Source organism: Bradyrhizobium sp. MI1.11, assembly GCF_055811255.1.
Genome location: NZ_JBVVPM010000034.1, coordinates 61,913 through 75,552, shown reverse-complemented (window position 1 = coordinate 75,552; position 13,640 = coordinate 61,913). Strand labels below are relative to the sequence as shown.

The window sequence follows — 13,640 nt, the reverse complement described above, 5'->3', positions numbered from 1 at the left end:
GCCGCACAAAAAAATACCCCATATCGAGCCTCACTCCCGCTCGGCCAATTAAGCAAAGCCCTCGCAAGCGGGAGAGGGAGCGCAGCTCGCGGGTGGCAACCATCAGGCCCATCGCGAAATTATTCCTCGAACCCGTTCGGCATGTCGGCCTTCGCAAGCGCTGCGGCACGCGCTTTCATCCAGCCGTCGAGAAACGCCTTGTCATCCGCAGGCGGGTTGGACTTTCCGTAGTCGGTCCACGCTGCGCCAAGCACCTCCTGGCGCTTGATCAGTCTGTTGTTGTGCGTGTCCTGCGCGTCGCTCCATTGCCCGGCTTCCTTCAGCGCCTTTACCGCGCCGGGATGCACCGGCACCACCCAGTTCTTGGTCTGGCGATCGGCCGCAAGCCCGCCGGCGCCGGGTGCGGCGTCCTTGTAGGAATCGTAGTTCACGATCATCGCTTTGGTGATCGCATAGACCTGGTCGGGGGCTTGCGAGGCGTAGGCGACGAAAATCGGGTAGGGGTAGTTGCCGAGCTCGATCGGTTTGTCCGGCGAGATGCCGGCGCCGCAGGTCGCGGTCTGCGGGAAGAAGAACGAGCCGACCTTCTGCATCCGCGCCCAGCCTTCCTTGTCCTTGGCGGGCAGCGGCGGCCAGATCAGGCCGCGCGGCGAGGTCTCGGCTTCCTTGGCGGGGCCGGTGATGGTGGTGCCGAAGGCTGCGTCGGTGTCGTTGTTGATCAGGCCCTTCCACATCGCGCCGTAGCTTGCGAACTCGACGACCTTGACGTCCTTCTGCGTCAGGCCGGCGAAGGCGAGCACCGCGAGCGAGTTCTGGTTCAGCGCCGGCGAGCCGACGACGAAGCCGACGCGCTTTCCCTTGAGGTCCTTGAGCTCCTTCACGCCTGTGTCCGCGGCCACGCCGAGCGTGCCGCAATTGCAGTCGACGGATGAGAGCATGATCTGGAGCGGTTGCGGGCCCCATTCCCTGGAGCCGAACTCGAACACGCCTTCCTGCGCGAAATAGGTACCCGATCCCATCGCGGAAGAAACCGCGCGCTTGGCGCGCAACGGCGCGAGACGCGCGACGTCGTTGCCTGCGGGGAGCACGCGCACGTCGGTTGAGTATTTGTCCTTCATCATTTTGCCGACGCCGACCGCGATGTTGAAGCCGGCGGTGCCAGTGTCGTAGGCGGTGAACGTCAATGTCGCCGGCAGCTTGATATCTTCGGCGAATGCATAGCGTGTAGACGCAAAAGAAAGGCCCGCCACCAAAGCAGGCGCGAGCATGACCAGCCCACGACGCATGTTTCCCTCCAATGATCCTCGCGTTTGCCGCGACGATTTTCTTTCTTTGTTTGAAACAGGTTTTGTTTGAAACGGATCATGTCATCGCGATCAGGCGATGGCAACGCCGTAGCGCGAACGCCGCAATGAAGCTGACAGATTGTCGCGGAAACGACGGATAATGCAGTCAGTTCGCGACGATCGCGATCGCCTGTCCCTCGGCAACGACGTCGTCGAGCTTCACCAGAAGCGATGTGATCTCGCCGCTCACAGGAGAAAGCACAGGTATCTCCATCTTCATCGCTTCGACCACCACAATCTCATCGCCATCCGCAACGGTTCCTCCAACTTGCACGGGAGTTGCGCAGACGCGTCCCGCGATATCCGTGACGATCTTAATTTCTGGCATGCCATCGCCTTTTTGTTGTGGTCGCAAAATGCCTGAGGTAGTTTCTTCTGCAAGCGGAATTTAATTCCGCACAGCGGAACAAGCGGTAGGGATCATGGGACGACGTTCGGAGCGGTTGAGTAGGCAAGGTGCGCTCGCTGGCGAAGCCGGTGAGGGCGATGTCATCCAGGTGGTGTCGCGCGCGTTCGACGTGTTGCGATGCTTCGAGGGCCACGATAGCAGGCTCGGCAATCTCGAAATTTCAAACCGCTGCGGCCTGCCGCGCTCGACCGTGTCGCGGCTCACGCACACGCTAACGCGGATGGGTCAGCTCGTGTACCTGCCGCGTGATCAGAAATACCGCATCGGTCCAAGCGCTGTGGCGATGAGCGCCTCGATGATGAAAGGCGCACAGCTGCGCAGCATGATTCGCCAGCGGCTCCAGGAAGTCGCAGAGCAATTGCCGGGCACCGTCGGCTTCGTGGTCCCCGATCGCTTCCATCTGGTCTATCTCCAGTTCGCGCGTTCGGCGACTGCACTGGGCCTGCACGAGGGCACCGGCAGCCGCATCTCGATGGCTTCGACCGCTGCGGGCGCGGCCTATACCGCGGCACTAGCGCCCGAGGTCGGCGATGCCTTCATCGCGGACATGGAGCGGGAAGCTCCCGAGGCTGCAAAGATCCTCAAGCCCCGCATCGAGGCCAACCGGCAGTCGCTGCGCGAGCGCGGCTATGTCGTGGCCTGCGGCTTGTGGAGCCCACATATCAACGGCCTCGCGATGCCGATCTGGTCGCCGCAGTACCAGACCTTCGTTGTCATCACGATCGGTCTGCTCTCGGCGATGTATGACGAAGAGCGTCTGCATGCCGAAGTCGCGCCGCTGATGCTCGCGCTCGGCCGTTCGCTCGGCAGCCTGATGGACGGCGCAGAGGGCGACGTCTTCAACGCCCGCATCCCGCGTAAACCAGTCGCCATGGCCGTCCATAACAATAACAAGCCGATCAATTCGGAGGGAGTGAATGAACTGGAAGCCGGAACTCGACGAGCTCGCCCGGCGCGAAGCCTTCGCGCGGGAGATGGGCGGCGTTGACAAGGTCAAGCGTCAGCATGACCAGGGCCGACTGACTGTTCGGGAACGTATCGACAGACTGAGCGACAAAGGCAGCTTTCACGAGATCGGCGCCGTCTCCGGCGTCGGCGAATACGATTCCAGTGGCGAGTTGCAGAAATTGACGCCAGCGAACTGCGTGTTCGGCCGCGCGCGCGTCGAGGGCCGCACCGTCGTCGTGGTCGGCGACGATTTCACCGTGCGCGGCGGCTCGGCGGATGCGTCCATCTCCGCAAAACCGCTGATGGCGGAGGAGATGGCGCATGATCTCCGCCTGCCCATCGTCCGCATCATCGAAGGCTCCGGCGGCGGCGGCTCGGTCAAGACCATCGAGACCAAGGGCGCGGCGAACTTGCCGGGTGGCATCGGCGGCACACGCTGGTATCGCTTCACAACGGAGAATTTGTCGCGCGTGCCCGTGGTCGCGCTCGGCCTCGGCTCGGTCGCAGGGCTCGGTGCCGCGCGTCTTGCCGCCAGCCACTATTCCATCATGACCCGGAAGTCCGCGATGTTCGTCGCAGGCCCGCCGGTGGTGAAGGCGCTGGGGCAGGACCTCTCGAAGGAAGAGCTCGGCGGCGCCGACATCCAGACCCGCGCCGGCGCGGTCGATCATGCTGTCGACACCGAGGAGGAGGCCTTTGCCTGCGCGCGGCGATTCCTGTCTTATCTGCCGTCGTCGGTTGACGGGCTGCCGCCGACCTTGCCCTGCACCGACAATCCGGAGCGCACCGAAGAGGCGCTGATGAGCGCAGTGCCGCGTAATCGCAAGCAGGTCTACAAGATACGGCCGATCGTCGAACAAGTCGTGGACAAGGGCTCGTTTTTCGAGGTCGGCAAGAATTTCGGCAAGCCGATCATTGTCGGTCTCGCGCGGCTCGAGGGCAGGGCGGTGATGGTGCTTGCCAGTGACAGCTTTCACTATGGCGGCTCCTGGACGGCGGACGCCTGCCAGAAGGTGGTCCGCTGGGTCGACTTCGCCGAGACCTTCCATTTGCCGATCGTCTATCTCATGGACTGCCCCGGCTTCATGATCGGGCTCGATGCGGAGAAGGCGGGCACCATCCGCCATGGCGTTCGCGCCATGGCCGCGGTCAACCAGACCACGGTGCCCTGGTGCACGGTGATCCTGCGCAATGCCTTCGGCGTCGCCGGCGTGGTGCATCAGCCGGCCGACCGCTTCTCGATCCGCTACGCCTGGCCGTCGGCCTATTGGGGCTCGCTCCCACTGGAAGGCGGCATCGAAGCCGCCTACCGCGCGGACATCGACGCGGCCGAAGACAAGGCGGAGAAACTGAAAGAGATCGAGGACCGCCTTAACAAGCTGCGCTCGCCGTTCCGCTCCGCCGAAAAATTCTGGGTCGAAGAGATCATCGATCCCAGGAAGACGCGGTCGCTGCTGTGCGAGTTCGCGCGGCTGGCGGAGCCATTGCGAAAGCCAGGGCCGCCGGGGAATTTTTCGATCAGGCCGTAGCTTCAGCGGCCCCTGCGAGCCGCGGATGCCGACCTCAGCCCAATTGCATTTGGGCAAAATTGATCTAGCGCAACGCCACGCGTCCCATTGTCTGCAAGCGTCTCGTTTGGAACGAGGGAGAGACGTCATGACAAATGCGGGTAACGCGCTGCTTTGGACGGCTATATTTTTCTGTCTGTCGTTCGCTGCAATTTTTGTAGTCTGGTTTGCCGAGCGGTTGCGCGCGGGCTTCGTGAGGAAGCCGTAAAGCGCCCTGGGTTCGCCCCCTCGTCACCTGCTGACCGGACGGCGGATGCCTGCCGCCGGGCGGTGCCTTCGGCGTCGCCGGCATCTGTGCTCGCGCTTTGCCGTGGCAGCGATGACGTGACCTCAAAACAATAACGCGCTACGCTTCCCGGGCAAGAACAAGGGAAGCGCCAATCGTGTACGACTTCATTATCGTGGGCGGCGGCTCGGCGGGGTCCGTGCTGGCCCACCGGCTCTCGGCGAGGAGCGCCAACAAGGTCCTGCTCTGCGAGGCGGGACAGGACACACCGCCCGGAGACGAGCCGGCCGAGATCAGGGACAGCTATCCGGGGACGGCCTATTTCGATCCGCGCTTCCACTGGACCGAGCTCAAGGTCACGACCCAGATCGTCAGCCACAACAATCCGAACGAAGGACGTCCGCCCTTACGCAAATACGAGCAGGCACGCGTGCTTGGCGGCGGCTCCTCGATCAACGGCCAGATGGCCAACCGCGGCGCGCCGACCGACTACGACGAATGGGACGCGCGCGGCGCTGCGGGGTGGAGCTGGAACGATGTGCTGCCCTTCTTCAAGAAGGTCGAGCGCGACCTCGATTTCGACGGTCCCTACCACGGCAAGGACGGCCGGATCCCGGTCCGCCGAATCCCCAGGGAGCACTGGACGCGGCATTCGCAGGCGTTTGCGCAAGCCTTCCAGCAGGCCGGACATCAGTTCCTGCCCGACCAGAATGGCGAATTCGTCGACGGGTTTTTCCCGGTGACGCACTCGAACCAGGCCGAGCAACGCGTCTCGGCTGCCATGGGCTATCTCGATCGCGACACGCGCAAGCGCGCCAACCTCACGATCTCCACCAACACGCAAGTCAGGGAATTGCTGTTCGAAGGCACGCAATGCGTCGGCGTGAAGGCTGTGGTCGACGGACGAGAGCAGGAATTCCGCGCCCGCGAGATCATTCTCTCCAGTGGCGCCATCCATTCACCGGCGCATCTGTTGCGCGCCGGCATCGGCCCGGTCGGTCACCTCAAGGATATGGGCATTCCCGTGCTAATGGGGCTGCAGGGCGTCGGCCAGCGCCTGATGGATCATCCCTCGATCTCGCTGTCGTCCTTTGTCCGCCGCGGCGCGCGAATGAACGAGCACACCAGGCGCCACATGCAGCTTGGCTTGCGTTACTCGTCCGGGCTCCAAGGCGTACCGAAAGGCGATATGTTCGTCGTCCTGCTCAGCAAATCGGCCTGGCACGCCGTCGGTGAGCAGATCGGATCGCTGCTGACATTCGTCAACAAGACCTATTCCGAGACCGGACAGGTCAAGCTTGCCTCGCGCGATCCGGTCGTCGAGCCGATCGTCGAGTTCAACCTGTTGTCCGACCGGCGCGACCTCGATCGGCTGATGAGCGGTTTCCGCAAGATGGCGGCCGTGCAGATGAGCGACGTTGTCAGGGCCGTGACGGACAAGCCGTTCCCGGCCTCCTATACCGACCGCGTGCGCAAGATCGGCGTGGTCAACACCAAAAACAGGATTCTCACCAGGATCGCCGCGGCCCTGATGGACGGACCGGCAGTGCTGCGCCACTACATGATCGACAATTTCGTGGTCGAGGGCTTCACCTTCGACGACGTCATCAACGACGACGAGGCGCTGGAAGCCTTCGTGCGCAAGGCGACCATCGGCGTGTGGCACGCCTCCTGCTCGTGCCGCATGGGCCGGGTTGACGATCCGATGGCGGTGGTCGATCCAGAGGGGCGCGTCAAAGGCGTGCAGGGCCTGCGCGTCGTCGATGCCTCGATCTTCCCGGTGGTGCCGTGCGCCAACACCAATTTTCCGGTCCTGATGTCGGCGGAGAAGATCGCAGCCGCGATCATGCAGTGAGCTGGCATGGCTTTTCGCGCCGGCGACTGCCTTGTCGATGCTGACCCTCCAGGACCGCTAGTCGGACCGCAATAGCTGAAATGGTGGGCGAGAACGGTTCCGCGGCCGACGGTCTGGCGGACATGCGCCCGGGAGGCGGAACTTGGAACCCGGCTTGGGCGTTCTTTGCCAGATTTCGCCTTACGGCTGAGACAGGGCCGCTGATCGCGCGTCCCATCTCGGGGCCGGAGCGCATTTTCGGCGACGGAGCTTCACGGGGGTTCAATGATCAATTCATCGAGCCGGGCGCAAACCAGCGAGCCCGGAGAGTTGCCCAGGATTTCGACCGGCAGTGACGGTCTCGACGATATCCTCTACGGCGGGCTCGATCCCAATCGCATGTACCTCTACGAGGGCCGGCCCGGCTCGGGCAAGACCACAATGGCACTCCAATTCCTTCTCGAGGGCGCCCGTTGCGGTGAACGCGTGCTCTATATCTCCTTGTCGGAAACCAAGCGTGAGTTGACGCTGGTTGCACAGCGGCACGGCTGGTCGCTGCAAGGCGTCGACATCTTCGAACTGGTGCCGCCGGAGACGACGCTCGATCCGGAACGCGAGCTCACCGTCTTCCACCCCGCCGAAATGGAGCTGAGCGAAACCACGGGCCTGATATTCAAGGAGGTCGAGCGGATCAATCCCGCGCGCGTGGTGCTGGACAGCCTGTCCGAGCTGCGCCTCCTTGCGCAGAACCCGCTGCGGTACCGGCGCCAGGTTCTGGCCCTGAAGCACTTTTTCACCAACCGCAATTGCACGGTCATCCTCCTCGACGATCTCTCATCGTCCCAAGACGATCTGCAGCTCCATTCGATCGCGCATGGCGTGGTGATGCTCGAACAGCTCGCCATTGATTATGGGGCAGAGCGCCGGCGGCTTCGCGTGATCAAGATGCGCGGCATTCGATTTCGCGGCGGCTTCCACGATTTCACAATCGAGGCGGGAGGGGTGCGGATATTCCCCCGTCTGGTGGCAGCGGAACATCACACCTCGTTTATCGGTGAGTTGACGCCGAGCGGCAATGCGCAACTTGACCAGCTCCTGGGAGGAGGGCTCGAGCGCGGCACCAGTGCACTGCTCTTGGGCGCCGCCGGTGTCGGCAAGTCTTCTCTCGCGCTGACCTATGCGATCGCAGCGGCAGATCGCGGTGAGCATGCGGTGTTCTTTGCCTTCGATGAAGGTCGCGGTACGGTGGAGGCCCGGGCTCGAACGCTAGGCCTGCCCCTTGAAAGCCATCTGCAATCGGGACTCATCCGATTTAAGCAAATCGATCCCGCCGAGATGTCGCCCGGCGAATTCGCCGCCAATGTGCGCAACAGCGTCGAAAAGGATAACGCCCGAATTGTTATCATTGACAGTCTGAACGGCTACCTCAACGCAATGCCGGATGAGCGATTTCTCATCCTCCAGATGCACGAGCTGCTGAGCTATCTCGGACAGAAAGGCGTGCTGACCGTCCTGATCCTCGCTCAGCATGGGCTGGTCGGTCCGATGGAGACGGCTCTCGATATCAGCTATTTGAGCGATGCCGTGCTCATGCTGCGCTATTTCGAAGTCGGCGGAGCGGTGCGGCGTGCCCTCTCGGTCGTGAAGAAGCGCAGCGGCAATCATGAAAATTCCATCCGCGAGTTTCGTCTTGGCAGTGCCGGCATCACGGTAGGTCCTCCGCTGAGCGGGTTCAGCGGCATCTTTTCCGGGAATCCACGTTACTCGGGCACGGAGATGCCGGAAGGGCTGTCGGAATGAGCGCCGACCGCGATCATTGCGTCCTCGTGTTTGCTCCGATCGGCCGCGATGGACCGGCATCGGTCGAGCTTTTCCGTAATTCGAATCTCCTGGCAATCAATTGTCGTGGTCTGCCTGAACTGGTCAGCGAGATGTCGGCGGGCGTGGGCGCGGTCCTTCTCGCCGAGGAGGGCTTGTTCGGGAAGGATACCCAGCCGCTGGCACATTGGATCGAGCGGCAGCCGCCCTGGTCCGACCTGCCCTTTGTCATTCTCACCAGCCACCGCGAGCAGCCGGCGGTGGTTGCCTGGCGCCGCAGCATCGTCGAGACGCTCCGCAACGTGTCGCTGCTCGAGCGCCCGGTTCAGCCGATCACGCTGACGAGCGCAATTCAATCCGCAATGCGGGCCCGCCGGCGGCAATATGAAATTCGAACCTTGCTGCAGGCGCGCGAGCGGACGGCCCAGGAGCTCGAGAAGCTCGTGGTCGAGCGCACCCGTGCCCTCGAGGAGGCCAACAAGCATCTGCGGGCCGAAATGGAAGAGCGCGCCCGCGTCGAGGAGACCCTTCGTCAGGCCCAGAAGATCGAAGCCATCGGACAATTGACCGGCGGAGTAGCTCACGACTTCAATAATCTGCTGATGGTGATCTCCGGCGGATTGGACATGCTCGACCGGCAGACTGATCCTGATCGGCGGCGTCGGCTGTTGGAAGGAATGGTTCAGGCGGCGCAGCGTGGTGCGGGCCTGACCAGGCAGCTTCTGGCTTTTTCACGGCGGCAGAAGCTCCGGCCCGAGGCCGTCGACATCCCGGCGCAGATCGGCGGCATGCGCGAATTGCTCGATCGGAGCCTGAGAGGCGACGTTCACGTCGAGTTCGATTTTCCGGAGGGGCTTTGGCCGGTGGAGGTTGATCCGGGAGAGCTCGAACTGGTCATTCTCAACCTGGCCGTCAACGCCCGCGATGCGATGCCGAACGGTGGCACGATCGTCGTCCGTGGCGAGAACCTGGCCGGCCTGAACGAGAACGAGATCGCGGGCGATTACGTTCGCCTGTCCGTGGTCGACAGGGGCGTTGGAATGAGCCCCGAGATCCTGGCGCGGGTCTTCGAACCGTTCTTCACGACCAAGGACGTCGGTAAAGGCTCAGGCCTGGGGCTTGCTCAGGTCCACGGATTTGCGACGCAGTCACGCGGAATGGTTCGAATAAAATCGATCGTCGACGAGGGCACCAGCATTGAGCTCTATTTGCCGCGATCCAGGAATGTCCCCTCGGGTGAACGGCATCTCATCGACCTGAACAGGGCGCGTCCCAAGAGGGCTAATCATGGCCGGGTTCTTCTCGTCGAAGACGACGACGAGGTCGCCGCGCTGGTCAGCGAGATGCTTGCGCAGCTCGGTTACCAGGTCACGCGCGCGGCCAGTGCCGCGGCGGCTCTCGGTGCCCTAGCGGACGGCCGCTCCGTCGATCTGGTGTTTTCCGATATCATGATGCCGGGCGGCATGAACGGTGTCGAACTCGCGTCCGAGATCAAGAGAAGGCGAAGCGACATCCCGGTCCTGCTGACGAGCGGATACGCCGAAGCCGCGGTTCACGACGCCGAAATGGCCGGCATCCGGATCCTGTCGAAGCCCTACCACATCGACGAGCTCGCCGCAGCGCTCAGCGCTGCAAAGTTGGACTTTGCGACAACCGCAGGATCTGCCTTAGCGAAGACTCGGGGCTGACCATTCGCGCGACAATCAACGGCGGGGCTATGGCTTGCGGGCGCCCCTCCGCAATTGTGCGCTCGGCCATCGTGCCGCGGCGTACAACAATGCGACGCACGAATGCAACGCGGTCGCCTCTCGGTTGCGAAGACACGCATTCGTCCTCTGCGGGTTAAACATTTCCGCCGCTACGCTTGGGCTGTGATGATTGCCAAAATCGGCCCGCAAATGCAGCCACTTTCAGTCGCTATTTGAGACCATTTCAGCCAAACTGTTATTGGTTTCTTTGCAGGGGCAGGGACCTTCAGTTTGGAGCCCTGCAATGTTCAAGTCGGTTCTTTCCGCGTGTCTCGTCGTTGCCTTTAGTTTCGTCGCTTCTGAAGCACGGCCCTATCGCATTCATCAAGCAGCCGAATGCAACGTCACGATGCCCTGCGACTTCTCGTATTCGCAAACGCGCCGTGAGAGGACTTCCAGGTCGTTCCTAACTCCCAGGTCCTCACTCCAATCCTATCGCGCGACGCAACTGACAGCGGCCGACGCAGGCGGCGCCGCGACGGCGAGCCTCTCGGGCGGTCGCATCGTCGGTAGTCGTCCCGCAGGTTGCCCTTCCTCCTTCTGCGGCTGCGGGGCTGCTCTGCGCGTGTTCGGCCGTATCGTGCCGGAATTGAATCTTGCGTCGAACTGGCTGCGCTTCCCGCGGACATCACCCGCACCGGGAATGGTCGCAGCCCGACACGGACATGTGTTCGTCCTCGAGCAACACCTAAGCGGGGATACCTGGCTGGCTTACGACGCCAACTCGGGCGGACACGCGACGCGAATGCATGCGCGTTCATTGCGTGGCTACACGATCGTCAACCCGCGCGGCGGTTCGGTCGCTTGAGACGCCGGGCGACAGGTGCGTCACGAGACCTGGTGCGCCATCGCGCGAAACGCCTTGTCAACCCCGCACTGAAGTAATATTCGTATTTATAGAAGTTCGGATAAGGCGTAGTTTGTGCGCATCCCAGCCTGCTACAAGGGCGTTTCGCGATCGTCACGAGACGTGGGCCGGGAGGCGGTGGCCGCGACTGCGTCGACGCGCTGGGCAGGCTGCAGGGCGGGTTTTCCCGTGAGCAGCTGCACACGCGGTACGACACGGCGCTGACAGCCTCCTCGTTCGGTCTCGATGGCGAGCGCACGCCAGGCATCGAGGACAGGGGCGGGGAGGTGCGCGGACGGCAAAATCGTGTGGTCCTGACGCCCGGGGTCTGTGCGTCAAGTCTTGTGGTGATGCTCTGCCCAACCGGGTCAGCACATCAGCCATCCGCAAGGCGACGGGGGCAATAGTGCATCGCTCCCCGGGGAGAGCGCGTCATAAGCCGTAAAACCATTCGCGCAGGGAAGGCCGGTTGCCGGCGTCACCTGTCGTCCACCCCGTGCGCGTCTTGCTCGCACACGGGACTACGGGTGCCAGCCGGCGCCCGGCCTTCCCTGCGCCCTTTCTTTCGAGAGGGTGCTAAGACTAGAGCAAAGCTCGGGCAAAATGAGCCGCGAGAATGCGAAAGTGTGCCTGCAAGCCGGGAACGGGAATTGGGTGATCGCGACGGGACGATAGAGCTACGCGCTCTCCGTCTCCCGGTGCACGTCGTGCACCACGAGGCCCATGCCTTCGTCGGGCATCTTGATCCAGTCGCGGCGCTTCAGGGTGCGCTTGGTGTCTTCGTAGCCGGAGGTCCAGTGCTCGCGCATCGAGGTGCCCGAGAATTCGTGGTCCTTGGCGTCGCCCTCGTAGGCCTTCTGCTGGTAGATCAGATGCAGGATTGCGATCTCAGGCATGTGGCGCAGGCTCGACTTGAGTTTGCGCTCCTCCTCGGAGAGCTGCTCGTCGGGCAGCTTGGCCAAGGCCTTGTAGAGCAGGACCTTGAGGTTGTGGGTTCGGCGGTAGACGTCGGTGTTGTGGCGGGTGCGCGAGGAATACATGATGTCCTTGTGGCGGGCCATCACGTCCTGGATCGAGCGCGGCAGCACGCCGCGTGCGCTGAACAGGTCGACCTGGAACACCAGCGAATTGAGCGCGTCTTCCTGGTCGAGCAGGTGCTGAAGCGGCGTGTTGGAGACGATGCCGCCGTCCCAGAAATGATCGGTGCCGATCCGCACCATCGGCAGTGCCGGCGGCAGGGCGCCGGAAGCCATGATGTGCTCCGGCTCGATCTCGTCGTGGGAATTGTCGAAATAGATGAAATTGCCGGAGAGCACGTTCACGGCGCCCACCGCGAAGCGAACCTTCTTCTCGTTGATGAGGTCGAAGTCGACGAGCTCGAGCAGGCTCTCTTTCAGCGGCATCGTGTCGTAATAGCTGGTGGCGGTCCGGGCGCCGACCGGGCTCAGCCAGGGATTGACCTGATGCGGGCTGAAGAAGCCCGGTTGGCCCATCGCCGACGTCATCCACGCGCTGGTGAGATTGCGCCACTGGCGGAAGATGTCTCCGTCAGGCGTGTAGTGCCAGATCTTGCGGTTGGTGATGCGCTCCCAGAAGATGCGCAGCGCCTCGAGCCGCTTCTCCGGTTTGTTGCCCGCGATGATGGCGGAGTTGATCGCGCCGATCGAGACGCCACAGACCCAGTCGGGCTCGATGCCGGCCTCGTGCAGCGCCTGGTAGACGCCGGCCTGGTACGCGCCGAGCGCGCCGCCACCTTGCAGCACCAGCGCAACGCGGTCGCAACGCTCGGGCCGCCAGCCTCGTGCGGGAGGCTGATGCGTCTGATGGGGCGGTTGCGAGGTGCGAGCGTCCATGGTGATGCCTCCTGCTTCTTCAAACGATTGCGTTCCGCGGTGACGCCGTGATGACAATTCTGGCGTCGACGCATCGCTTGCATGCGCCATCGCCGCCTTGGGAATGGCTGCGGTCGTGCGGCTGACGGAAATCCTTCACATCGCAGTCAATGACGGCGGCTAGCAATCTGCATCGCCGCCTGACGCTGTCGGGCGGGCATCACATGAGCACCACGAGAGGAGACCGGCGATGCGTAGGGAAGAGTTACTGAGGCTTCCATCCATGCCGGCGGCTGGGCCGAGCTATCCGGCAGGGCCCTATCGCTTCGTCAACCGCGAATTCCTCGTCATCACCTACGAGACCGATCCGGACCTCATCCGCGCCGGCCTGCCTGAGCCGCTGGAGCCGATCGACCAGCCGATCGTGCATTACGAATGGATCAAGATGCCGGATTCCTCCGGCTTCGGCAGCTACACCGAATCCGGTCTCGTCATCCCCGCGCGCTTGCACGGCGAGGAGGTCAACTTCGTTTCGCAGATGTATCTGGACGACGATCCGCCGATCGCCGCCGGCCGCGAGATCTGGGGCTTTCCCAAGAAATACGCCCATCCCAAACTCGAGATCGTCAAGGATACGCTGACGGGCAGGCTGGAATATGCCGGCCAGCTCGTCGCCATGGGCACGATGGGCTACAAGCACGAGAGCATGGCCGGCAATGGCGACCTCACCCGTGCGACCCTGTCGAAGACGCAGATCAATCTGAAGATGATTCCCGGCGTCGATGGCCGCCTCGATATCTGCCAACTGGTCGCGATCAACCTCATCGACATCGTGCCGAAGGGCTCCTGGATGGGGCCCGGCCGGCTGCATCTGGTGCCGCATGTCAATGCGCCCGTCGCCGATTTCCCGGTCCGCCGCTGCCTCGGCGCGCATCATTACATCGCCGACCTGACGCTGCCGTTCGGCCGCGTCGTGCACGACTACATCAGGGAAGCAGAGGCGGCGGCTCCGACCGTGCTGGCGGCCGAGTAGGGCGCTATCATCAAACTGTAACAATGCCGTA

General features: G+C 63.0%; 10 protein-coding genes. 7 read left to right on the top strand and 3 right to left on the bottom strand.

Going from position 1 to position 13,640, the window contains the following annotated elements:
* Positions 1-119 precede the first annotated feature (119 nt).
* A complete protein-coding gene (locus AC0L30_RS28635) occupies positions 120-1,286 on the bottom strand; it encodes a TAXI family TRAP transporter solute-binding subunit (protein WP_219683334.1) in 1,167 nt (388 codons plus the stop codon).
* Between the two features lie 166 nt (positions 1,287-1,452).
* The gene (locus tag AC0L30_RS28630) at positions 1,453-1,674 is read right to left on the bottom strand and encodes an acyl-CoA carboxylase biotin carboxyl carrier protein subunit (RefSeq protein ID WP_007592292.1); all 222 of its coding nucleotides are present in this window, start codon (positions 1,672-1,674) and stop codon (positions 1,453-1,455) included.
* A gap of 94 nt (positions 1,675-1,768) precedes the next feature.
* Here AC0L30_RS28630 and AC0L30_RS28625 point away from each other — a divergent pair, with 94 nt between their 5' ends.
* From AC0L30_RS28625 to AC0L30_RS28600, 6 genes are all read left to right on the top strand, one after another.
* Positions 1,769-2,743: an IclR family transcriptional regulator gene (locus AC0L30_RS28625; protein WP_007592290.1), complete on the top strand. Its 975-nt coding sequence runs from the start codon at positions 1,769-1,771 to the stop codon at positions 2,741-2,743.
* Complete coding sequence (locus tag AC0L30_RS28620) at positions 2,673-4,232, top strand: acyl-CoA carboxylase subunit beta (RefSeq protein WP_473405739.1); 1,560 nt, start codon at positions 2,673-2,675, stop codon at positions 4,230-4,232. Before AC0L30_RS28625 ends, AC0L30_RS28620 begins: the two co-directional genes overlap by 71 nt.
* A 422-nt stretch (positions 4,233-4,654) precedes the next feature.
* Positions 4,655-6,352, top strand: a complete 1,698-nt coding sequence (locus tag AC0L30_RS28615; RefSeq protein WP_473254287.1) for a GMC family oxidoreductase — start codon at positions 4,655-4,657, stop codon at positions 6,350-6,352.
* A gap of 264 nt (positions 6,353-6,616) precedes the next feature.
* Complete coding sequence (locus AC0L30_RS28610; protein ID WP_035992861.1) at positions 6,617-8,131, top strand: ATPase domain-containing protein; 1,515 nt, start codon at positions 6,617-6,619, stop codon at positions 8,129-8,131.
* Positions 8,128-9,837, top strand: coding sequence for a response regulator (locus AC0L30_RS28605; RefSeq protein ID WP_473254288.1), 1,710 nt, complete (start codon positions 8,128-8,130; stop codon positions 9,835-9,837). The genes AC0L30_RS28610 and AC0L30_RS28605 overlap by 4 nt, the downstream gene beginning before the upstream one ends.
* 304 nt (positions 9,838-10,141) lie before the next feature.
* Positions 10,142-10,705, top strand: coding sequence for a hypothetical protein (locus AC0L30_RS28600; protein ID WP_007592281.1), 564 nt, complete (start codon positions 10,142-10,144; stop codon positions 10,703-10,705).
* 716 nt (positions 10,706-11,421) lie between these two features.
* On the opposite strand, the gene AC0L30_RS28595 is transcribed toward AC0L30_RS28600, so the two are convergent.
* A complete protein-coding gene (locus AC0L30_RS28595; protein ID WP_007592278.1) occupies positions 11,422-12,597 on the bottom strand; it encodes a patatin-like phospholipase family protein in 1,176 nt (391 codons plus the stop codon).
* A gap of 229 nt (positions 12,598-12,826) precedes the next feature.
* Here AC0L30_RS28595 and AC0L30_RS28590 point away from each other — a divergent pair, with 229 nt between their 5' ends.
* A complete protein-coding gene (locus AC0L30_RS28590) occupies positions 12,827-13,609 on the top strand; it encodes an acetoacetate decarboxylase (protein ID WP_007592277.1) in 783 nt (260 codons plus the stop codon).
* Positions 13,610-13,640: the final 31 nt, after the last annotated feature.

Coding starts and splice junctions, on each gene's coding strand:
- AC0L30_RS28635 (WP_219683334.1), bottom strand. CDS start 1,286: ATGCGTCGTGGGCTGGTCATGCTCGCGCCTGCTTTGGTGGCGGGCCTT.
- AC0L30_RS28630 (WP_007592292.1), bottom strand. CDS start 1,674: ATGCCAGAAATTAAGATCGTCACGGATATCGCGGGACGCGTCTGCGCA.
- AC0L30_RS28625 (WP_007592290.1), top strand. CDS start 1,769: ATGGGACGACGTTCGGAGCGGTTGAGTAGGCAAGGTGCGCTCGCTGGC.
- AC0L30_RS28620 (WP_473405739.1), top strand. CDS start 2,673: ATGAACTGGAAGCCGGAACTCGACGAGCTCGCCCGGCGCGAAGCCTTC.
- AC0L30_RS28610 (WP_035992861.1), top strand. CDS start 6,617: ATGATCAATTCATCGAGCCGGGCGCAAACCAGCGAGCCCGGAGAGTTG.
- AC0L30_RS28605 (WP_473254288.1), top strand. CDS start 8,128: ATGAGCGCCGACCGCGATCATTGCGTCCTCGTGTTTGCTCCGATCGGC.
- AC0L30_RS28600 (WP_007592281.1), top strand. CDS start 10,142: ATGTTCAAGTCGGTTCTTTCCGCGTGTCTCGTCGTTGCCTTTAGTTTC.
- AC0L30_RS28595 (WP_007592278.1), bottom strand. CDS start 12,597: ATGGACGCTCGCACCTCGCAACCGCCCCATCAGACGCATCAGCCTCCC.
- AC0L30_RS28590 (WP_007592277.1), top strand. CDS start 12,827: ATGCGTAGGGAAGAGTTACTGAGGCTTCCATCCATGCCGGCGGCTGGG.